Source organism: Marinobacter flavimaris (assembly GCF_045057155.1).
Classification (GTDB): domain Bacteria; phylum Pseudomonadota; class Gammaproteobacteria; order Pseudomonadales; family Oleiphilaceae; genus Marinobacter; species Marinobacter manganoxydans.
This window is the reverse complement of record NZ_CP171359.1, coordinates 698806-720782: the sequence shown is the minus strand read 5'-3', so window position 1 is coordinate 720782 and position 21977 is coordinate 698806. Positions and strand designations below refer to the sequence as shown.

The following is a 21977-nucleotide window of genomic DNA, read 5'->3' as shown; positions in this document are numbered from 1 at the left end:
TATCGCGCCTTTTGGCATCTCTTGTTTTCACAGGAACACCGACCTTCGGAACCCCTACTATGCAGAAAGACAATCCCAACGCGGAACGCTACATTTCGATTGCCCGGGCCTGCCTGAAGGCCATCAACGACACAGCCGATAACGCTGGTTCACGGGAAGAGAAAATTCAGGCGGTCTACGAGGCCATCGACAAGGCCTTCCAGGCCGAGTTCGCCGATTATCGCCAGTCCGTCGCCATCATGGCCACGGTTCTTGAGCGTATTGCCTCGGGCCAGCTGGACAGTGAGAAAGCCGCAGACCTGGCACGTAAAACACTTGACCAGCAGCCTGAAAGCACCCGCAACGCGCTGATGCACTGATTCGCAAACCTCTTCTCCGGATCCCAGAGGGCCTATGAACACACGTACCGTCAGGAAGAACTCCATGCAGAACCCGATCTCACGCCTGTTTTCCCTGCTCATACTTTTGCTGTTCAGTACCCTTGCTCTTTCTGCGCAGATTCCGGAGAAGAGCCCCAATGACGACAACCAATACCGGTTTATCGAACTGGACAACGGCCTGAAGGTCATTCTGGTGTCTGATGAGGATGCAGACAAAGCAGCGGCCTCAATGAACGTTGCTGTTGGTAGCGGAGATGATCCGGCGGAGCGCGAAGGCCTCTCCCACTTCCTCGAGCACATGCTGTTCCTTGGGACCGAGAAATACCCCGATCCTGGCGAGTACCAGCAGTTCATCAAGAGCCACGGTGGCCAGCACAACGCCTTCACCGCGTTCCAGGACACGAACTACTTCTTCGATGTTCAGGCCGAATTTCTGGAACCGGCACTGGATCGGTTCGCCCAGCAATTTTCCGCGCCCTTATTTACCGCCGAACTGGTGGATCGTGAGCGCAACGCTGTGCACTCGGAGTTCAGCGCCAAACAGAAAGACGATGGTCGACGCTTCTATTCCGTCAAGAAGGCCGTTAGCAATCCGGATCACGCCTTCAGTCACTTTGCCGTCGGAAACCTGAGCACCCTTGAGAATACGGAAGCAAATCCCCTTCGGCCGGACCTGATCGAGTTCTGGAAGCAGCATTACTCCTCGAACATCATGAGCCTGGCGGTTTACGGGCCCCAAACCCTGGACGAGCTGGAATCCATGGTGCGAGGGCGGTTCGATGCCATTGAAAACCGCAACCTTGAGACCAAGCGTCACGTCGCCAGCCTGTACCGCTCAGATGAGCTGCCAGCCAAGGTCACAGCAGAAGCACTGAAGGACGTTCGAAGCCTGTCGCTCACGTTCCCTATTCCGTCCCAGGAAGCGAACTACCGCACCAAACCCGCCAGCTACGTGGCCAACCTGCTCGGCCACGAGGGCCCAGGCAGCCTGTTCGACGTTCTGAAACGGGCCGGTCTGGCGGAAAGCCTTTCCGCAGGTCTGGGCATGGATACCGGCGAGAACGCCACCCTCGAAATCAGCATTTCCCTGACACCGGAAGGACTGGCTCGCCATGAGGACATCCTGCCGCTGGTATTCGATTACATCGAGAAGATTCGCCAGAAAGGTATCAGCGAGCAGCGTTTCCTGGAAATGCAGAACCTGGCTCGCATCGATTTTCGATTCCGCGAACAGGGTAACCCCCTGCACGAAGCCATGCGCCTTTCTCGTTACCTCCAGGACTATCCCGCCGAAGACGTTTTGCGGGCGCCCTGGCTGGTTGAGCGCTTCGCGCCGGAACAGTACCGCGACATTCTGGACAGGCTGACGCCGGACAACCTCCTTACTTTTGTTCTGGCACCGGAGCCTGAACTTGAAAATCCGAACCGAACCGACTGGTACGAAGCGGCGTGGGCCCGAAAACCACTCGACCCGGCAACACTGAGGACCCAGTTCCTGCCAGAACTCGCTGCCCAGCTGCGCCTGCCGCCGGAGAATCCATTTGTGCCGGAAGATCTGGCGATGGTGCCCGGAAAAACCATGGCGCAGCCGACACAACTGGCAACCATCGAGGGAATGGATGTCTGGTTTGCCCGGGATACCCGGTTTGATACCCCGAAAGCCAACGTGTTTGTGGGCCTTCGTACGCCTGCCACCCGAGCGTCGGCACGCAGCTACGTGCTCACTCAGCTGCTGGTGGACGCTATCAATGCCAATCTGAACGCCTGGGCTTACTCCGCCAGTCTTGCGGGCCTGGATTACAGCGTCTATCCGCATCTCAGGGGTATCACGGTCCGGGTCGGCGGTTACGACGACAAACTCCATACCCTGATGAACCGGATTCTGCTCCAGGTGGCTGCACCGGAACTGACCGAACAACGTTTCGAGATCGCGCGGCAGCAGCTGATTGACGGCCTGCAGAACAAGGCCAAGGATCGCCCCGTCGAACAGACCTCTGAGTTTATCCAGACGTCCCTCATCGAAGGCGCCTGGCCCACCGACGCCAAGCTGAGAGCCGCCCGGGAAGTTAGCTTCGAGGAACTGCAGTCCTTCTCTGAAGCCCTGGTGTCACAGGTTGACCCGGTTATGATGGCGCACGGAAACCTCACCGAGGCCTCGACTCTTAACCTCGCGCGGCAAATTGACGCCATTGTTCTGGGCAACAGCGAGCTGGTCCGGGTAGCACGAAGCCAGGTGCGCCAGCTGCCAGATAATGAAACCCTCGTCTCCATCGACGTGGACCATCCAGACACGGGCTATACCCTATACATGCAGGGAGACAACACCAGCTTTGAGGAACGGGCCCGATTCCGGCTGCTGGCCCAGATTATCAGCAGCCCGTTCTACGAAGAGATCCGAACCACCCGCCAGATGGGCTACATCGTTTACGCAACGCCTTTTGAAATGCTTGAAACACCGGCCTTGGGGTTTGTTGTGCAGTCACCTTCCGCTTCCCCGGCAGAGATTGACCAGGCGGTTCAGAAATTCTCCAACAGCTTTGAGGAAACCCTCTCCGCTTTGACAGCGGAACGCCTTGATCGGGAGAAACAGGCCGTTATCAGCAAGCTACTCGAGCGGGACCGGCAACTCGGCGAGATTTCCAGCCGCTACTGGCGTGAGATTGATCGGGGCATGGACACGTTTGATTCCCGCCAGCAGTTGGCCAACGCGATCAAGCAGGTCGGGAAACCACAATTGCTGGAAACCTTCAGAAAGGCCGTGCTGGAGCGCAAGCAGGCATTAGAAGTGGTTACAGGTGGGAATGGCCTGGAGGCAAACCGGGCGCTTGGCAGGCTCACCGAGCTGCCGCCGGTGCCCGCCAGCTAGAGTCCTCAAAGAGTGCGCAGAAAGCGCGCCCAGTCTTCGGGCTCGTCGACATCCCAACGGGGCTCCAGCAAACAATAGCTGAGCCCCGATGCTTTCAGGCGCTTACAGGTCTGGGCCAGAACCTCCGGCGTGCCCCAGGCAATGTCATCCAACATTCCCTCAGCCACTCGGGAGGCTCCAATCAAGACATAGCCGCCATCGTCTGAGGGCCCAAGCACAACGTCGTAGTCTTTCAGGAGCGCGACGGCGTTACGGGCGTAATCCGGATCGACCGAGGGGCAATCACTGCCCACCACCAATGCCCGGTCATAATCCTGAAGAGACAGGCTCAACGCTCGATACATCCGTTGGCCCAGCGTGCTGCCCTCCTGAACGCCTTGCATCAGGCCGGCGGCATCAAGCTCTTCAATGATAGAGGCCGCCTCGCCGGGCCGGTCATCCACCGGTCTATCCCACCAGAATTCCACCGGATAGCCGGTCGCACACAGGTTATCCAGCACAGCCAGCGTGAGCCGAACATGGGCTTCGAGAGCCCCGACCGCACCCAATTCGGGCATCAACCGGGTTTTAACCCGTCCGGCTTCCGGCCATTTGGCAAACTGGAGAAAAACCGCCGCAGGCGGATTACTTTGAGGCATTGCGCACATCCGATCGGTAAATTTGGGCCAGGGACTCCGGCGATTCACCACGCCAATACCGCCAGCGCAGCTGCCACATCAGAAAAATCGTTCGCCAGGCACCGTATTTCTGCCAACGGCGGCTATCGGTAACGACTGGCTCTTTTATACAGAAAGGATGGGACACCAGGCAAAGACGGCGTGAGAATTCGACATCTTCCATGAGCGGCATCGGGTGAAAACCACCCAGGGCGTCGAAAACATCCCGCCGTACGAACATGGCCTGATCACCGGTGCAGATGCCTGACAGGCGCGAGCGCTGGTTAATGAACCAGGCAATAACCCGGAAAAGCAGCCGCTCACCACTCAGCCGCACATCGAACCGCCCCCAGGCGCGACGGGAATGGACGAAACTTGCGAGATGCTCCAGAGCTTCTTCCGGCAGGCGCGTATCTGCGTGCAGAAACAACAGTAGATCGCCCTTTGCAACTGCCGCGCCGGCGTTCATCTGAAGCGCCCGGCCCTTCTCTGACACAACCACCCTGTCGCAAAGTGGCCGGGCCAGCTCAACGGTTCGATCGGTACTGCCACCATCAACGACAACCACCTCATGCCCCCGGTTACGGATCGGTTGCAGGGCGCGCAGGGTGTCGGTTACACCTGCCGCTTCCATCCACACGGGAACAATCACGCTTAGCGAGAAAGGATCTGGCAAAACACACTCCGTGACATTCTCTGAAACCGGACCGAACCTTGAGCCTCAGGTCTTAGCCCGCTATCATACCGCCCTTCTCGCGATAATGCCCCCGTAGCTCATCTGGATAGAGCGTCCCCCTCCTAAGGGGAAGGTAGCAGGTTCGAGTCCTGCCGGGGGTACCACCTCTCTTAACCCCGATTCTCGGTCCGTGATATTCAACCTGGCTCCAGGCGAGCTAAACTGCCCCTCCTTACCGACATCAGGACTTCTCAATGGCCCGCTTTACCGAAATCGGAACCGCAATGATCCCCGGCAAGGGAACCCGATTACGTCTTTTGCAACGCAATGATGAATTTTCCATCAAAATTGCCGGCACCACCGGAGAATTGATGAACAGCCGGATCCACGGCTCGGAGGATGCTCTTGCCACCCTGGCGTGCGAACGGATTGCCGATCAGCCTGCTCCCCGGGTTCTTATCGGCGGCCTGGGCATGGGGTTCACGCTGGCAGCAGCGCTGGCCGCTCTGGGCGACGATGCGCAGGTGACGGTAGCCGAGCTGGTTCCCGAAGTAGAAGCCTGGAATCGCGGGCCGCTGGGCTCTGCGGCGGGCAACCCGCTGAACGACCCGAGAGCGCAGGTTCACATTGGTGATGTGGCCGAATTACTCAGAAACAGCGACGGCGAATGGGATGCCATCCTTCTCGATGTCGACAACGGCCCGGAAGGCCTCACCCGCAAAGAAAACAACTGGATCTACTCACCGGATGGCATTGCGGCCGCCCAGAACGCCCTGCGACCTGATGGCATCCTTGCCTACTGGTCTGCCGGCCAGGAGCATTCCTTCACAGAGAGGCTGCGACGGGCAGGATTTTCTGTTGAGCCCGTTACTGTGAGGGCCTTGCGACCCGGCAAGGGTGCCCGCCACGTTATCTGGCTGGCGTGGTAATCATTCATCGGCTCTACCGGAATCTGTCCTGGCTCAATTTGAGATTATTCTTTTGTTATATACTTATTCCAAAGCCAAGAAGCCCGGGAGAGATTCAATGACCAAACCGACCATCACAACAGCCTTGCTATGCTCCTTGCTTTCCATGCCACTTCTCGCGCAACCCCAAGCAGATAGCCCGAAAGCAATGGTTGCCGAAGCACGTTCCCTGGTGAAAAGCTTCGGCGGCTCACTGAAGCAGGCGCTCCAGGCGGCCATCAAAGAAGGCGGCCTCACAAACGGTATTGGTGTTTGCAAGACTGTGGCACCGGAAATCGCCAGCAACAACAGCAGCGGCGGCTGGGTCATCAGTCGGACCAGTCTGAAAGTCCGGAACCCGGAAAACACCCCGACCGACTGGCAGGAGATCCAGCTGCTGGCCATGGACAGACAGCCGGTAAAGAACGGAAAACCGGTGGAGGTCTGGCAGGTCTCCGAAGCGTCCGGACAGCCGGCGTTCCAATATATGAGCGCCATCCCGACACAGAAACTTTGCCTTGGCTGTCACGGTAAGTCCATCGCCCCGGAGGTGAAGGCAAAACTGGCTGAACTCTATCCTGAAGACAAGGCGACCGGCTTCTCCGAGGGCGATTTGCGGGGCGCGTTCGTTGTTACGCGGGATGTTCCAGTAAACTGATGGCACTAGCCATTTCTTCAGCGATTGAGAACAGGTATGTCACTGAACTACAGAATCATTCCGGTCACGCCTTTCCAGCAGAACTGCTCACTGATCTGGTGCGAAAAGACGCGCCGGGCAGCCGTAGTCGATCCGGGCGGGGATCTGGAGAAGATTCGCGCCGCTGTGGCTGAGGAAGGCGTGACGGTCGAGAAAATTCTGCTTACCCATGCCCACATTGACCATGCCGGCGGAACTGCGGAGCTGTCCAAAGAGCTGGGTATTCCCATTGAGGGGCCGCAGAAGGAAGACAATTTCTGGATTGTTGGCCTGCCCCAGCAGGCGCAGATGTTCGGGTTTCCGGCCCCGGAAGTTTTCACCCCGGATCGCTGGCTGGAAGATGGGCAGCAGGTCACGGTGGGCAACCAGACTCTGGAGGTCCTTCACTGCCCCGGCCACACACCGGGGCATGTGGTTTTTTATCATAAGGAATCCGGTCTGGCGCTTGTGGGTGACGTGCTGTTCCATGGCTCCATCGGACGCACGGATTTTCCAAAGGGCGACCACGCAACACTGATTCGCTCTATCAGGGAACAGCTGTTCCCGCTCGGCGACGAGGTTGCGTTCATTCCCGGACACGGTCCGATGTCCACCTTTGGCCGGGAGCGAGCCACCAACCCCTTTGTTTCCGACCATCGGGGCTGAGCCTGTCGCCAGACCCACGCCGCCGTTCTAAAGGCGGCTTTCCTGATTCAGCCGGAACTGTTCGATGGTTTTCCTGAGATTCTCGGCCATGGCCAGAAGGTCTCCGGCAATTCTCGCTGTCTCCTTGGCATCCCCGGAGGTCTGCTCTGCCGAGCGACTGATTTCAATCACGTTGTGATTAATGGATTCGGAGACATCGCTCTGCTCGTTGGCAGCGCTCTCCATTTCCTGATTGAGGTTGGTGATCTCCCGCACAGCAGAGGCAATGGTTTGCAGTTCAGACTCTACGGTCAGAATGGCTGAAACCTGATGCTCTGCCATCTCAGAGGCATGGCGCATGGTGGCCACACAATCGACAACCTCTCCCTTCAGTCCGTTGATGGTGTTCCGGATTTCCTCCGTTGAATCCTGGGTTCTCGACGCCAGCGCACGCACCTCATCGGCCACCACAGAAAAACCGCGCCCCTGCTCTCCGGCACGGGCCGCCTCGATGGCGGCATTGAGCGCCAGCAGGTTGGTCTGGTCAGCGATATTGGAGATTACCTCCAGCATATCCGACATCTGGCTGGTACGTTGATCCAGCTGCTCAATGCGTTTTGCGCCACTCTGGACCTCGGTGTTCAATGCCTCGATGCTTTTTACTGCATTCCGGGCAAGGCTCTCACCCTTGCTCGCTGATTCCGCAGTATCTGCGGATTTTCGGGTGGTATGAATGGCATTTTCCCGGACCTGAACCGCAGATGCGGCCATCTCGGTAGTGGCGCTGGCCACCTGATCTGTGTTGTCACGCTGGGCAAGCACTTCCCTCTCTGTCGTGTCAGCCTTCCCCGCAATGCTTCTGGCCGCCTGTTCAACCTGTTCGGCGTTGTCCATGACGGTATTCATGCTCTCCCGTATCTTCGCCATCATCCGGTTGAACGCCCGGGACACGGAACCGATCTCGTCGTTGCGGGTAACCTCAAGCTCAATGGTCAGGTCAGAATTTCTGGAGATCTCGTCCATGCGGTCGTGGAGTCGCCGCAAACGGGAAAACACCAGTCGACTCAAAGCGGCGGCGGTCAGGAAAAACACCGCAGCAAAGATGGCTACCTGAATACCGCCACTGGTCAGCAGTTGCTGCTGCAAACGGGCATCGCTGTCAGCCATGGAATAGTCCACCCGAATGGCTCCAAGAACGTCTCCCTCACTGGCCTGATGACAGCCAAGACAGTTGACGCCCTGATAGTTCTCCATCGCGATCACGGGCTCGATCAGTGTGTAGACTCGCCCGTCCTCATTGCTGGAATAGGACTCCACCCGCTCACCGGCAAGCGCTTTCTTGTCCAAAGGTTCCCGCTTCTGTTCCGACGCGTTGCCGTTGCCGAAGATCCGGTTCAAATGGTCACTGCGAATCACCCGCACGTCCAGCACGTCTTCAGACGCCATCACCTTTTTCCGAAGCACATCCCGGTTACCGATGGTGCCGGTGACCATCATGGTATTCAGCCCATCGAAATAGGATTTTGCCAGTCCATCCACGTATTTGTGGCTGAACTCTTCAAGATGATCACGCTGTGAGTCTGCACTGTAGATTACGGTAAACACGAGCACCAGGGAGAAGGCAGCCGCCAAAGCGGCAAGTAAGAGAAAGCGGATGGAATACTGTTTTTTCATGGTAACCCGACACAGAGACCGCGCGGCATGCGGCCAGGACGTTGTTTTGACGTTTCGTGATGACAACTAACTGTCGCCAAACTTTATAGATATGCGTCAATTATTTCCTGACCCAGATCAGATCCGGGAAAAGTCGTTTACACATGAAGGAAGGAGGGAGCCCTCAGCCCGGGACTTCATCGAGTTGGCCTGAAAGCTGCAGAGCATGATGACAAGCATTCGTGATTCCCAACGCTGACTGTTCGGAAACCGCACTCCGGTTGACCGAAGGAGGAAACCCATCCATGTCCCTACTGACATCTTTGATCCGGGCGAGCACCCAGTTCCAGCAGGCCATGGAAAGGCGCCAGACGCCTTCAACAGGGCCGGAAGCCGCGCCCGGCAAAGCACAGGCAAAGGCCATGGAAACCGAGCCGACACCTGGCGATGACCGTTTTACACCCTCGGAGAACAACCAGTCTGACCTCTCACGGCTGAAAGCCCGCCGACTGGCCATGACCGACTACAAACAAACTGTGGGGCAGGATCTTGCCTTCGTTCGAGAAACACTGCGGCACAAACTTGCCGAATACAACCTGCACCCGGCAACCGCATTGAACGTGAGCAAAACGGAGAATGGCAGCGTTGCGGTGGAAGGGAAAATCGCAGACAACACACGCATCCAGATTGAAAAAGACCTGAACGTAAACAAAAACTTCAAGGAAGCGTTCAATCGCCTCAGCGTTAACGAGCCAACGCTGCATTTCATGGACAATGCGCTCAAACTGAATCAGGCGTACGGGGTGAATAACCCGCTATTGGACACACTGATCAGCGAGAACCAGCAATTTAACGGCCTGCAGGACCTCGTGCACCGTTACGACACCATGCGCCGCTCAGTGAGTGCCGAGCAAATCGAAGCTGCAGGGAATAGCCGGGCGTACGCCTTTAATCTGAACGCCCGGGCATAAAGGAAAGACGGATCAGGAGAATCAGACCTCGAAAGGCGCCGGATCCCCCTTACCAACACGGGTAACCACCGGAGCCTCGCCGGTAAAGTCCACGACCGTGGTCGCTTCCATACCGCAGAATCCCCCGTCGATAATCAGATCCAGCTCATGCTCCAGGGTTTCCCGGATTTCATAAGGGTCTGTCATCGGATCGGTTTCGCCCGGCAGAATCAGAGTGCTACTCATGATGGGCTCACCAAGCTCGCCCAACAGCTCCTGAACAATGGCATTGTCCGGCACACGGACGCCTACTGACCGGCGTTTGGGATGAAGCAGCCGCCGGGGCACTTCACTGGTGGCATCCAGAATGAAAGTGTAGGGCCCGGGCGTGAAATTCTTCAGCAACCGGTACTGGGTGTTGTCCACCTTGGCATAGACCCCGATGTCCGAAAGATCCCGGCACACCAAGGTGAAGTTGTGCTTGTCATCCAGACGGCGAATCCGCTTGATCCGATCCGCCGCCTGCTTGTCACCCAGGTGACAGCCAATGGCATAGGCTGAATCCGTGGGATACACGATCACCCCGCCACGACGCAGAATATCCACCGCCTGATTGATCAGACGCTTCTGCGGCGTCTCCGGATGAATCTGGAAAAACTGACTCATGAACCCTCTCCCTGTGCGGTCCGCGTCGCCATCGCCGGATCTTTCTTCGACCCGCCCATACAATTCGGAGATTCCGGCGCCGACTGCCCCGTCGCCTCCCATTCTTCCGGTGAGTATAGATGCAACGCCAGCGCATGAACCGGCCCCGCCAGTTCCTCGGCAAGCACCTTGTAAATCGCCTGATGCCGCCGCACCCTCATCTGCCCCTCAAATTCCGGCGACACCAGGGTCACCTTGAAATGAGTTTCAGAATTAGGAGGCACACTGTGCTTGTGGCTCTCGTTCTCCACCTGAAGCACACGCGCATCGAAGGCGTCGTTCAGCTTGGTTTCAATTGCATTCTGGATCTTCATGTTTCGAGACTCCTACAGCTCAACCCTGATGGAAGAGGGCGAATGGCGAACGGTCAGAAGCGGGTGTGGAGATGGCTTTCCCAAAAGTGTGTGTTGCCAAGGATGGCAGCACCAAGCCCCCATGGATGGGTTCACGGCGTCTTTTGGGAAAGCCATCTTCACAGCCGCCTCCACCAACACCCTCAGTCTACTACACATACAGGACACACCCGAGAGCCTTGACACCATAAAGCCAAAGCGCCACATTCCCATCCCGATTCCAAAACACCCAAACCCCATGCACCTGTACATCGCCGAAAAACCAAGTCTCGCCCGCGCCATCGCCGCTGCCCTCCCTGGCCCTCACCAGAAAGGCCAGGGCTGGATACGCTGTGGCACTGGCGAAAATGCTGCCACCGTTAGCTGGTGCATCGGCCACCTGCTGGAACCGGCAGAACCTGCACGCTATAACCCCGCTTGGAAGAAATGGCGCCAGGAAGACCTGCCGATGTTTCCCGACAAATGGGAGGTCATGCCCAAGGACAGTGTTCAGCAACAATTAAAGGTGCTGGAATCGCTGATTCGCCAGGCCAAGACCATTATTCATGCTGGCGACCCGGATCGGGAAGGCCAGCTGCTGGTGGACGAAGTTATCCGCTATTTCGGTGCCAGCGCCCCGGTTCAACGGATACTGATCAACGATTTGACGCCAGCGGCCGTGGCCCGGGCGATCCAGAGCCCCAGGGACAACCGGGAATTCCGTCGGTTATCCCATTCCGCCCTGGCCAGACAACGCGCCGACTGGCTCTATGGCATCAACCTGACCCGATTTTATACCCTCAGTTATCAGCGGCAGGGTGAACAGGGGGTCTATTCCGTTGGCCGGGTACAGACTCCGGTACTTGGCCTTGTGGTTGAACGTGACAATACCATCGAACACTTCCAGCCCAAGCCCTATTACCGCATTGAAGCAAGGTTCAGGGCTCAGGAGGAAGAAGCCGACCAGCAAACCTTCACCGCCCGCTGGCAGCCCAACGAGCAGTTCCAGGATTACCTGGATGAAGAGAACCGCCTGCTCAACCGGGAAGTCGCTGAACAGATTGCCGACAGCGTTCGAAACCGACCCGGCACCATCACCGAGTCCCGCTTTCGGGATCGGTCGGAAGCGCCACCGCTGCCGTTTTCCCTGTCGGCCCTGCAAATTGAAGCAGGCCGGCTATTCCGCATGGGTGCCAAAGACGTCCTGGATACCGCCCAGAATCTTTACGAGCGCCACCAGCTCATCACCTACCCGCGATCAGATTGCCGGTTTTTACCGGAAGGCCACTACAGCCAGCGGGAGCAGGTGATAAGAGCCATTGCCCGAGTGGCACCGGATCTGGAGCAAGCCTGCAACGGCGCAGACCTTGGCCGCAGGACTTCCGCGTGGAACGACAAACAGGTCGACGCCCACCACGCTATTATCCCAACCAGCCGCCCGACGCCGAACGGCAAACTCAGTGACGCGGAAGAAAAAATCTACGGACTGATCAGCCGGTACTATCTGATGCAGTTCGCGCCCGATGCCGTGCACAGGGAGGGTAAGCTAACGGTACGAGTGTCAGAGCACGAATTCCGCGCGACGGAAACGGCCATCCTGGTGCCCGGCTGGAAAACGCTGGAACTGAAACTGCGAGAAGCTCGCAAGGAACCGGAGAAGGCACCGCTTCCCAGACTGGAAAAAGGCGAACCGGTATTCTGCGACGATAGCAACCTCAGCGAGCGCAAAACCCAGCCGCCCCAGCATTTCACCGACGCGACCCTGCTCTCGGCAATGACCAACATTGCCCGATTTGTAACCGATACCGAACTTCGCAAAACCCTACGCGAGACCGATGGCCTGGGCACCGAAGCAACCCGGGCTGCGATCATCGATACCTTATTCAAGCGCGATTACCTGTACCGCGACAGTCGGCATATCCGCGCCACCGACAAAGCCAAGGCGTTGATCAGTGCTTTGCCCGAATCGGTCAGCAAGCCGGATCGCACGGCCGTCTGGGAAGCCAACCTGGAGAGCATTCGCCGTGGCGAGGGCGACCCCAGAAAGTTTCTGGATACCCTCAAAGAGGAGATCCGCGGCTTTCTGGCCAGGCCCCAGGGCCGCCCGACCGTCGACTCGGAGAGCATCGGCACAACCTCGCCAGAGGCACAGCCCCACTGCCCCAAATGTCGCGCCCCGATGCTGGAGCGAGAGGGCAAATTCGGCCGCTTTTTTGCCTGCACCCGCTACCCGGATTGCCGGGGCACCCGACCGCTGGAAGAAGCCACGCCTCAGGATGGCACTGGCCAGAAACCCATTCCATGCCCCCACTGTTTCTCGCCCCTGGTGCGACGAAAAGGGAAAAAAGGCTGGTTCTGGGGCTGCAGTAATTTCCCCGGCTGCCGACAAACACTGGACGACGACAACGGAAAGCCTTCAGTCCGTTTACGCAAGTCTACATAACGATACTGAACGCAGATCCACATTTTGTGATAATTGATTGATATAGCAGAGTAGTCCATTGAAAGCTCTGCTCGATACCAGGCAAGAGAGCGACACTCCGGGAGAGGCTTAATGCGTATTGCTTTGCTTGAAGATGAAACCGAACAGGCACAGCACATCCAGTCAATTCTGTCTGAAAGCGGGCACCACTGCGACAGCTTCCCGACCGGCCAAAATTTCCTGAGCGCGGTTCTGCACCGCAGCTATGACCTCCTGATTCTGGATTGGCAGATTCCGGACATGACCGGCATTGATGTTCTCGAGAGCGTTCGCGCCCAGCTGAACTGGCCGATTCCAGTCGTGTTTCTCACCCAGCGGGACAGCGAGGCAGATATTGTTCGGGCTCTGGATGCCGGCGCCGACGATTACCTGGCCAAGCCGGCCCGTGCGGCGGAATTGGGCGCGCGCATCAATGCTCTGGCGAGACGCTCCAATCCTGACAGCGAAAAGGAAGTGCTTCGCTATGGTCCGTTCGAAATCAACACGCAGCAAAGGGTCATTGCACTCCATGGTGAAGAACTGACGCTGACCGACAAGGATTTCGATCTGACCCTGTTCCTGTTCCAGAACCAGGGCCGGCTGCTGACTCGGGAAATGCTGCTTGAGCGCGTCTGGGGTCTGGCGCGGGATATCAATACCCGTACCGTGGACACGCATATGAGCCGACTGCGCCGTCGTCTCGGCCTGAACCCGGAAAACGGCTTCCGCATCAAGACCATTTACCAGCGGGGCTACCGACTGGAGGCCATGAAGGCGCAGGACCAGGCCTTTGACGTCGACGAACCCGCCAGGGCAGCCAATGACTGACAGCCCGGCTCCGCGATTACCGGCACTGCTGCTGATCCTTTCACTGCTTGCCTGGGCTGCCCCCGCGGCTGCCGAGCTTTCGGTAACGCGCGGTTCAGCCGGGCATTCTGACGTTTCGTCGGCCAACCCGGTGCCCGAGTGGATCTACACCTTGCGGCCGGGAGAAAGCTTTTCGGAAGTGGCCAACGACCTGCTCGCACCCAATTATCCCGCGAGTCGCCTTCTGCAATACAACAAGATTGGCAACGGTGCCATTCTGGGTGCCGGCGACAGTGTGCGAATTCCCCTTGCCTGGCTAAAGCGCCAACCTCAGCCGGCGCGGGCGACATCGGTCACCGGAACCGTACAGCTGATTTCCGGAAATACCGGTCGGAAAACACCCCTGAGTGAAGACGCCCTCATCCGCGTTGGTGATGAAATTCTGTCCGCGTCCGGGACCGCCACCATTGAACTGGCGGACGGCTCGGAAGTAAGGATTTCTCCGAATTCTCGACTCATCTTCAATCGCCTGACCCAATACGGCAAAGCCGGCATGGTCGATACCAGACTCCGACTCGACAGGGGCGAGATCCACACCCGAGTGAAGCCGGTCATGGAGGGAGGCGCACGATTCGAGATTGAAACGCCTTCGGCCGTCGCCGCCGTGAGAGGTACCGCATTTTCACTCCAGACATCGGCAGAGGGCACTCGCCTGCAGGTAACCGAGGGCGACGTTGACTTCGGGGCCCCCGGCAAGACCCGCCGGATCCCTGCGGGTTTCGGAGCCAGCCTGTCCACCACTAACAATGACGGCCTGAGCATTCGCCGCCTACCGCCAGCGCCGGCGCTCGATCCACTGCCACCGAGACTGACCCAACTGCCCACCACCATGACCTGGCAGGAAAGTCGCGCCCCCATGCACCGGGTGGACATCTTCGAAAGCGACACAGGCCGCTGGGTAGAAAGCCGAAAACTGACAGGCAACAGCTTTGATATCGGGCAACTGGATAATGGCAGCTATGAGGTACACCTGGCGGCACTCGATACTCGCGGCACGGCGGGGATGCCACGCGTCGTCCCGCTGGAAGTCGATCTTCAGGCCAGGACTGCCAGCCTGGTTGCTCCGGAAGATGGGGGCACCGTCAACGACGATATGCCCGAGTTTCGCTGGCAGCTTAACGGCGACAATGAAGTGGCTCGGGTAGAGATAGCCGAAGATCAGGATTTCCGGAACCTGATCGCCACCAGCGAGTGGGCACCCGAAACGGCTGCCCTGCCCTCACGCCCGCTTGGGCCCGGCAAGTATTACTGGCGCGTGGTGACCGAAGCAGGCGGCAATTCAGTTGCTACAACGCAGCCGCGGGAGCTGGTGGTCAATGGCAGCCTGCCTCCGGTTCGGATCATCAGCGTGAACTACATCGACAGCCAGGTAAGGGTGTTCTGGGAGAAGGTAGACACGGCGGCAGAATACCGACTGCAACTCTCGGAGGAGCCGGGCTTCAACAATATCATCAAGGAGGCAACACTGCCTGATACCACGGCAGCCTTGCGTCTTATTCCCGGAAGGCGGTATTTTGTGCGCCTGAAAGCTCTTTCTGATGGTCCACTGCAAAGCCGTTGGGGACCAGGGAGGGAATTGTACCTGGAATAATCCGTTGATCGACCGAACCACACAGCAGGGCTCATGAACCGGGATTGGCTGCCAATTAAAACGACCCCCTGGACTCTGGGCCTGATACTGCTGGCACTGCTCCTGCTTATCCAGACAACCGAACTACCTCAACGCCTGGATTACTGGCTGTACGACCAAGCCATCACCTCGAATCCACTGGAAGCCTCGGACGAGGTGGTTCTGGTGACGATCGACGAGCTGAGCCTGAATCGCCTGGGCCGCTGGCCCTGGCCCCGTAATCTGCACGCTGAGCTCATTGCCAAGCTCAACGAGGCAGGCGCAAAAACCATTGTGTTCGATATTCTGTTCGCCGAACCGTCGCCAGACGACCAGCAACTGGCAGAACAGATGCGAAGTCACGGCAACGTTATTCTGCCAGTCTATCTGTCGCCTCCCACCTCCCAGTACCTGTTAAGCGAACAATTGCCGGTTGGAGTGCTGGCTTCAGCGGCCGCCGGTCTGGGCCATGCTCATGTGGAACTGGACAGCGACGGCGTTGCCCGGGGTCTTTATCTGTTTAATGGCCTCGGGAACCAGCTCTGGCCAAGCCTTGCGCTGGCCGCAAGCGGTGTTGGACCACAAAATCCGGAGACCGAGGATACGCCTTCCTATGTCAATATTCGGGATCAATACCGTGCTGTGCCCCTGATCGGTGGTGCCGGCTCTCTCCAGTCGTATTCTTTCTCACAGGTACTCACTCAGCCGGCCGCACCCGAACACTTCAGTGGCAAAACAGTCTTTGTCGGTGCCACAGCCGCCGGTTTTGGCGACATACTGCCCACGCCCTTCTCGGGGCTGAGCCGTCCGATGTCCGGCGTTGAATTCCACGCCAACGTGTTGTCGGCATACATGCAGGGATTGTTGATTAAACCCGCACCGGCGTGGGCGTCTGCCCTGCTGGCCATGACAACCATCCTGATACTCGCCCTCGCCCTGCCACCCATGCGCCCTGCGCGAACCCTTCTCGCCTGCGCGACGGCACTGGCGGGACTGGTCGGAATCTATCTGTTCGTGCTGCTGACGATGCGATGGTGGGTTCCCCTTGCAAACGCACTGCTGGTTCCACTCTTGGCCTTTCCTGTATCCAGCGGCCTTCGACTGGCCATGACCAACCGATTTTTGAACCGGCAACTGGACGAGCTGGCCAGAAGCCCCCAGGTCGCCCTGCCCGCACCCTCGGGAAGGAACCCGACACAACTTCTGGAGCACTTCCAGGCCCTGTTTCGCCCCACAGGGTGGCTTTTGATGGAGGAGAACGACATCCTCTCCGCACGTGGACTGTCACAGAGCGATATTCCGGATGACCTGACTCCGGGGCACTGGTTTCACGACAGCAATCGCAGCTGGATTCAGCTATTGCGAGCCGGCACCCGCTATCACCTGGGCCTGCTGTTACCCAATGATCTCGGGCGCGAGGCCATCCAGCGCTATCTGCGCAGGCTGCACCTTGAGCAAGCCGTACCGGCGGATTCTGCAGCCAGACCCAGTGAAAACATTTCTGCACGAATCGAGCGGGTCCGCATCGCCACGGATCGGTTGAACCACATGCAGCAGTTCATCCGGAGAAGTTTTGAGCGCATGCCCGACGGTATCATCGTGACCGACGAACTGGGGGTCATCCGTTTTGCCAACAGCCACATAGAGGAATGGTTCCGCGAGCCCATGCCGAGCCTGGCCGGCCTTCCCCTGGTAAAACTGCTGGAGGGACACGATCCGCGGGAAACGCCACCCTGGCATGAAACCGTTTCCGACACCCTGACCCTATTACAGAGCCGCACCGTAGACCTCAGGATTCGCGACAAAGATTTCCTGATTCATTTTGCACCGTTTTCGCTACCAGACAGCGACCAGCAAGGCATCATTGCCAATATTTCGGATATTTCGGAATTGCGGGAGCAGCAGCGCCAGCACCGCGAGGCAATCGACTTTATTTCCCATGACGTGCGCTCGCCTCTGGTTTCACAGCTTGCCCTGATCGAACAGTTGAAACGGGATCCCAGCCACATTGAACAGGAACAGCTGGAACAACTGGGGCGGCTGGCCCGGAGAAGCTATCACCTGGCCGAGGAATTCGTGCAGTTGGCCCGGGCGGAACAATTAACGGAAACCCGGTTCTACGAATGCGAATTTCTGGCGATCGTAGAGAACGCCCGTGACAGCGTCAGCGAGCAGGCTGTAGAGAAGCAGATACAACTCCAGTTACAGGGTACCGAGGATTTGTGGCTGAAAGGCAATGCAGAGCTTCTGGAGCGCGCCGTTATCAACCTGCTGACCAATGCCGTTCAATACAGCCCGCGTGGATCAGACGTCAGCATTCAGGTCTTCCGCGCTGGCCATCAGGCCTGTTTGACAATTGCCGATGAAGGTACCGGTATCGATCCGGAGGAACTGCCGCACCTGTTCGACCGTTACCGGCGTCAAAAAAGCACTGAGCTGGCCGGAGTCCACGGAACGGGGCTCGGACTATCCTTCGTCAAGACCGTTGTTGAAAAGCATAGAGGGGAAATTTCGGTGTCGTCGCAACCAGGCGAAGGCTCTGCGTTCACCCTCAAACTCCCGATTGCAGACCCGATGGCCTGAGACTTCATACTCCAGGCCCGGGGTTCTAGTCTCAGGAACGGATGGACTTGCTCACAACATCGGAGGGCTCACTGATCAGCCCGTTGGTATCCTGAACCTGGATGGTGAAATACCAGGTCCCTGCGTCCAGACCACTCACCTCGTAGGACATTTCCGCTTCGGCCTGAGCATTGGTGACAACCACCTCTTCGCTCAGCTCGTCAGCATCCTGACCGTACCGGATCACATATTTGTCGAGCTCACCCATCGGAATGCTCTCGCCGTTAACGCGAGTCAGGGGAGCGCTCCAGCTCAATACTGCGGAGCGCTCGGGAGATGGCTCTTGTCCTCCGGTGCCCCCGGAATCAACTTGACCGCCTGAACCAGCGGAATCTCCAGAATCGCCCGGCGAACCGACGCTAGCACTACCCGATGATCCACCCCCACAGCCTGTGAGAAGTGCTCCAAAAATAAACGCGGCGATCCATGCCTGTGACACTTTGATGACGCGTTTCATATGCATTAAGCACCAATAAATCGTCGACTTTGTTAAATTGTATAAAACGTGGACGATTATCGGTGTGACGGTGGTCATTTTCCTAATTACGAAAATGTCAATTTCCCGTCAGGGATTTGTAATAAAGCGGGGAAGTAATTGATCAGGCGGGAAGTCGCAAGGCGGTGACTGACATAAATGCACAAGTTGCCAGTGCCGCAGAAGAGCAAAGTTCGGTGACGGAACAGGTCAACCAACTTAAAAGCGCGATCGAGTTTTTCAAGCTGAACAAAACCCGTTCCAACAGCAATTATTAATTGGTTATTCTCTTGAAGGGATAAATCTGAAGAAGATATAGGCGTTCGCTGGTGCAAAGTGAAGCAACTCGCTCTAAAGGGGTAGTCCCAAACAAAAGACACCCACGGCAGACCCCCTACCTTGAAATGAGAGGAGACCATATTCAAGTGACAGAGCGTGTCTCTTTGCAAATCAGGTGTTCCCTACAACAACGCCAGCACCAACCCCTCTTCCCAACTGATCAGCACCAGCGTCAGAATGGTTGCCAGAAGGAACGGAAGCAAAGCCCGGAAAATAGCCATCGGGGATGCGCCGGTCATGGCGGAAGAAATATAAAGGCCCGCACCAACCGGTGGTGTAAGCAGGCCAAGAACCAGCGTCAGGCACACCACCACGCCGAACTGGTAGGCGCTAATGCCAAACTGGGCTTCCGCTATGGGCATGAGGATCGGCACGACCAATATCAGTGCGGCAATGCCATCGATCACCATGCCCACCAGCAGCAGGATACCCACGACCAGCATCAGAAACATGAATGGGTCTGTGGTTTGTGCGGCGATCCAGCTGGCCGCACTTTGGGGAATTTTTTCGAAGATGATCACCCAGCCGAATACACCCGCGGCAGCAATCAGCATGATGACCATGCCGGAATTGAAGGCGGTCCTTTTCAGAACGCCAAAAAGGTTTTTGTACTTGAGGTCTCGGTAGACGTATTTTCCAATCACCAGAGCACCCAGTGAGGCCAGCGCGGCTGACTCTGTGGGAGTGGCCAGCCCGGTGAGGATACCGCCGATGATGATCAGCGGAATAAGCGCCGCCGGAATGCCCATCAGGAAATAATGCTTGGCCTGCTGTCGCGTTGGCCAGCTGCCTTTCGGGTACTCATATCTGAGGCCGAGCAGGCTGATCGCGATAAAGAACAGAAAAGACATGACCAGCCCCGGAATGATGCCGGCGATGAACATATCCGCAATCGGAACCTGGGCCAGTACGCCAAACAGCACGAACAGCATGGACGGCGGGATAATGGGCGAGAGCAATCCCCCGGCAGCGGTTATGGCGGCGGCATAAGGCTTTTCGTAACCGTCCTTCTCCATGGCAGGCACCATGGCGCGGGACATCATGGCGATCTGTGAGGCAGCAGAGCCCATAATGGCCGCCATCATCATGTTGGCCACCAGGTTGATGTAAGCCATGCCTCCGCGAAACCCGCCCACCAGGATGCGCGCCAGGTTCACCAGCCGGCTGGTAAGGCCACCTTCATTCATCAATTCGCCGGCAAGCATGAACAGGGGTATCGCCAACAGTCCATAGCTCTGGATGGCGCCGAATAGCTGTTGCAGGTAGGAATCTAGCAGCACGGTATTACCCGAATCGTAGATATACCAGAGCGCCGTCAGCGCCAGGACCAGTGAGATCGGCACCGCAAGAAACAACAAAACGGCGAAGACAACCGCAGTCATGTCATACCCACGCTCTGTTCGGGAGCAGTCTCGGAACTGAGAAGATTGGCTAAACCATGAAGGGTCAAAGTGATCGACAGAATGGGCAGAATCATCCACACCCAGAACTTTTTGATGCCAAGGGTGCTGGTGTTTTCCGCGTACATGAAGTTGAAGGTTTCCGCCTGAAAGTTTTGCAGGTCGAACCCCACCTGATACAACGTGAACGGGTCGTACCAGCGCCAGCTGAGCCAGGCCAGAATACCGCCAAACAGAAGCACCATCAGGTCACTGAATTTCGCCAGTACCGTTCGGGTGCTACCTGTTACATACTCGGTCAGCAGATTGACAGCAACGCTTTCCCGACGTTTTAGCAGCACGGATGTCGCAAAGAAGGTCATCCAGATCATGCAGTAAATCGCCAGTTCATCCACCCAATAGATGGCGTAACCGGCAGACCGGGTAATAATATTCAATAGGATCAGCAGGGTCACCGCACCGGCAAGCGATGCGGCGATGACAGCTTCAATGCGTGCGACAAAATCCGAAACAGCTTTAAGCATGGTGCGTCGCCCGGATTATTGGGCCTTGATGTCCTCGGCGACGTTGCGCAGGATGCCAAGAGACGGGGCTTTCTCAGCCCAGATGTCTTCCCAGGCGGAAATGGCGTCAGCGAATTCACTGCGGTTTGCTTTTTTCACGGTGATATCCAGCTCTCTGAGCTGCTGTTCCTGATCCTTCTCCTGGGCCACAAACTTGTCCATTACGGCATTCAGGTGAGCTTTCATGGTTTCCTGGATGAGCTGTCTGTCTTCGTTGCCCAGGTCACGCCAGACCTTGCCAGATACCACGCCCACCATGGGGAACATCATGTGGTTGGAAATCAGCAGGTGGTCGGCGCGCTCGTAAAACTTGAGCACCAGGATGGAGTCGAAATCCATGTCGATGGCGTCGACCTGGCCATTCGCCAGCGCGTCATACACCGCAGGCAGTGGCAACGGCGTGGGTGCCGCGCCGATGGCGTTGTAGAAATCCCGGATGGGCTCGAACGGGGTAATGCGTAGCTTCTTGCCCTCAAGATCGACAGGACCAGAAACCTCATCCCGGCTGAGCACCTGGCGCATTCCAGCCATGGCATAGCCTACACCTACCAGGCCAACGTTGGCCGGCAGTTGGTCCAGAAGTTTGTTCGCTTCCTCGGAGCGCAACAATTCCGCGGCCTGGTCAATGTTGTCGACCAGATAAGGCGCATATAGCGCGCCGAAATCCGGCACCCGGTTGGAAACTTCAGCAATGGTCAGGAACGCCATATCCAGTGCGCCCGTTTGCAGCTGCTGAACCATCTGCGCCTCGTTACCCAGCTGCCTGGCCGGGAAAACCGTTACCGAATGCTCTCCCCCGGACTGTTCATTCAGATCCTGCCCAAACTCGTTGGCCGCCTTGGTCCAGATGTGGGGCGGTGGCGTTATCAAGCCGAGGCGAAAATCGCGGGCCTCAACGGCGGCACTAGACATAACTGCAAAGGATGCAAACGCGGCAAGCAGGCGTTTCATTGAACTCATCGGAGGCTCCATTTCTGTTGTTTTAGTCATCAAACGATGGTTTCGGAAACTCAGTCCCGAAGCATACCCTAGAACGACGGAGTTTTGGACGGGCGATATGGCTAAACAAGTTCTCAATATCGCAACAAAAAAGGCAGACCAGTACGAAACTGATCTGCCTTTCTAGACTATGGTAGCGGGGGCTGGATGGTTATG

At 57.4% G+C, this 21977-nt stretch carries 19 protein-coding genes and 1 tRNA gene; 11 read left to right on the top strand and 9 right to left on the bottom strand.

Features of this window, described 5'->3' with window-relative positions:
• Positions 1-59: 59 nt before the first annotated feature.
• A complete protein-coding gene (locus ACGK9W_RS03460; protein WP_008171428.1) occupies positions 60-359 on the top strand; it encodes a hypothetical protein in 300 nt (99 codons plus the stop codon).
• 64 nt (positions 360-423) lie between these two features.
• Complete coding sequence (locus ACGK9W_RS03455) at positions 424-3246, top strand: insulinase family protein (RefSeq protein WP_405421163.1); 2823 nt, start codon at positions 424-426, stop codon at positions 3244-3246.
• A 5-nt stretch (positions 3247-3251) separates the two neighbouring features.
• Here the strand turns inward: ACGK9W_RS03455 and ACGK9W_RS03450 are convergent, their stop codons facing one another.
• Both ACGK9W_RS03450 and ACGK9W_RS03445 read right to left on the bottom strand, forming a co-directional pair.
• On the bottom strand, positions 3252-3884 hold the full coding sequence (locus ACGK9W_RS03450; protein ID WP_405419069.1) for a TIGR04282 family arsenosugar biosynthesis glycosyltransferase: 633 nt from the start codon (positions 3882-3884) through the stop codon (positions 3252-3254).
• Positions 3871-4578, bottom strand: a complete 708-nt coding sequence (locus ACGK9W_RS03445) for a TIGR04283 family arsenosugar biosynthesis glycosyltransferase (protein ID WP_273155965.1) — start codon at positions 4576-4578, stop codon at positions 3871-3873. Before ACGK9W_RS03445 ends, ACGK9W_RS03450 begins: the two co-directional genes overlap by 14 nt.
• Positions 4579-4665: 87 nt before the next feature.
• Between ACGK9W_RS03445 and ACGK9W_RS03440 the strand changes: the two genes are divergently transcribed.
• The 4 genes from ACGK9W_RS03440 (at position 4666) to ACGK9W_RS03425 (ending at position 6867) form a co-directional block, all read left to right on the top strand.
• Positions 4666-4742 (top strand) — tRNA-Arg (locus ACGK9W_RS03440).
• A 90-nt stretch (positions 4743-4832) separates the two neighbouring features.
• Positions 4833-5507 carry a spermidine synthase gene (locus ACGK9W_RS03435; RefSeq protein ID WP_053114849.1) on the top strand — a complete coding sequence of 225 codons (675 nt, stop codon included), beginning with the start codon at positions 4833-4835 and terminating at the stop codon, positions 5505-5507.
• 97 nt (positions 5508-5604) lie between these two features.
• Positions 5605-6183 (top strand): DUF3365 domain-containing protein, encoded by a 579-nt coding sequence (locus ACGK9W_RS03430; RefSeq protein ID WP_405419067.1) that lies wholly within the window; start codon positions 5605-5607, stop codon positions 6181-6183.
• Between the two features lie 36 nt (positions 6184-6219).
• A complete protein-coding gene (locus ACGK9W_RS03425) occupies positions 6220-6867 on the top strand; it encodes an MBL fold metallo-hydrolase (RefSeq protein ID WP_008171415.1) in 648 nt (215 codons plus the stop codon).
• A gap of 27 nt (positions 6868-6894) precedes the next feature.
• Here the strand turns inward: ACGK9W_RS03425 and ACGK9W_RS03420 are convergent, their stop codons facing one another.
• Entirely contained in the window at positions 6895-8520 is a 1626-nt protein-coding gene (locus ACGK9W_RS03420) for a methyl-accepting chemotaxis protein (RefSeq protein WP_092033993.1), read from the bottom strand.
• Positions 8521-8804: 284 nt separating this feature from the next.
• Between ACGK9W_RS03420 and ACGK9W_RS03415 the strand changes: the two genes are divergently transcribed.
• Positions 8805-9470, top strand: coding sequence for a hypothetical protein (locus ACGK9W_RS03415; protein ID WP_008171411.1), 666 nt, complete (start codon positions 8805-8807; stop codon positions 9468-9470).
• Positions 9471-9491: 21 nt separating this feature from the next.
• Here ACGK9W_RS03415 and ACGK9W_RS03410 read toward each other — a convergent pair whose 3' ends face one another.
• Entirely contained in the window at positions 9492-10115 is a 624-nt protein-coding gene (locus tag ACGK9W_RS03410) for an L-threonylcarbamoyladenylate synthase (protein ID WP_008171409.1), read from the bottom strand.
• Positions 10112-10468, bottom strand: a complete 357-nt coding sequence (locus tag ACGK9W_RS03405) for a BolA family transcriptional regulator (protein WP_008171407.1) — start codon at positions 10466-10468, stop codon at positions 10112-10114. Before ACGK9W_RS03405 ends, ACGK9W_RS03410 begins: the two co-directional genes overlap by 4 nt.
• Positions 10469-10745: 277 nt before the next feature.
• On the opposite strand from ACGK9W_RS03405, the gene ACGK9W_RS03400 reads away from it, so the two are divergent.
• The 4 genes from ACGK9W_RS03400 to ACGK9W_RS03385 all read left to right on the top strand — a co-directional run bounded on the left by ACGK9W_RS03400 (position 10746) and on the right by ACGK9W_RS03385 (position 18006).
• Positions 10746-12929: a DNA topoisomerase 3 gene (locus ACGK9W_RS03400; protein WP_405419063.1), complete on the top strand. Its 2184-nt coding sequence runs from the start codon at positions 10746-10748 to the stop codon at positions 12927-12929.
• A 111-nt stretch (positions 12930-13040) separates the two neighbouring features.
• A complete protein-coding gene (locus tag ACGK9W_RS03395) occupies positions 13041-13775 on the top strand; it encodes a response regulator transcription factor (RefSeq protein ID WP_008171403.1) in 735 nt (244 codons plus the stop codon).
• Positions 13768-15405, top strand: coding sequence for a FecR domain-containing protein (locus ACGK9W_RS03390; protein WP_008171400.1), 1638 nt, complete (start codon positions 13768-13770; stop codon positions 15403-15405). Before ACGK9W_RS03395 ends, ACGK9W_RS03390 begins: the two co-directional genes overlap by 8 nt.
• Positions 15406-15438: 33 nt before the next feature.
• Positions 15439-18006: a CHASE2 domain-containing protein gene (locus ACGK9W_RS03385; RefSeq protein ID WP_405419060.1), complete on the top strand. Its 2568-nt coding sequence runs from the start codon at positions 15439-15441 to the stop codon at positions 18004-18006.
• 31 nt (positions 18007-18037) lie between these two features.
• Here ACGK9W_RS03385 and ACGK9W_RS03380 read toward each other — a convergent pair whose 3' ends face one another.
• The 4 genes from ACGK9W_RS03380 to ACGK9W_RS03365 all read right to left on the bottom strand — a co-directional run bounded on the left by ACGK9W_RS03380 (position 18038) and on the right by ACGK9W_RS03365 (position 21782).
• Positions 18038-18301 carry a fibronectin type III domain-containing protein gene (locus tag ACGK9W_RS03380; protein ID WP_075267683.1) on the bottom strand — a complete coding sequence of 88 codons (264 nt, stop codon included), beginning with the start codon at positions 18299-18301 and terminating at the stop codon, positions 18038-18040.
• Between the two features lie 680 nt (positions 18302-18981).
• On the bottom strand, positions 18982-20241 hold the full coding sequence (locus tag ACGK9W_RS03375; RefSeq protein WP_104270330.1) for a TRAP transporter large permease: 1260 nt from the start codon (positions 20239-20241) through the stop codon (positions 18982-18984).
• On the bottom strand, positions 20238-20783 hold the full coding sequence (locus ACGK9W_RS03370; protein ID WP_104270329.1) for a TRAP transporter small permease: 546 nt from the start codon (positions 20781-20783) through the stop codon (positions 20238-20240). Before ACGK9W_RS03370 ends, ACGK9W_RS03375 begins: the two co-directional genes overlap by 4 nt.
• A 15-nt stretch (positions 20784-20798) precedes the next feature.
• Positions 20799-21782 (bottom strand): TRAP transporter substrate-binding protein, encoded by a 984-nt coding sequence (locus ACGK9W_RS03365; protein ID WP_104270328.1) that lies wholly within the window; start codon positions 21780-21782, stop codon positions 20799-20801.
• Positions 21783-21977: the final 195 nt, after the last annotated feature.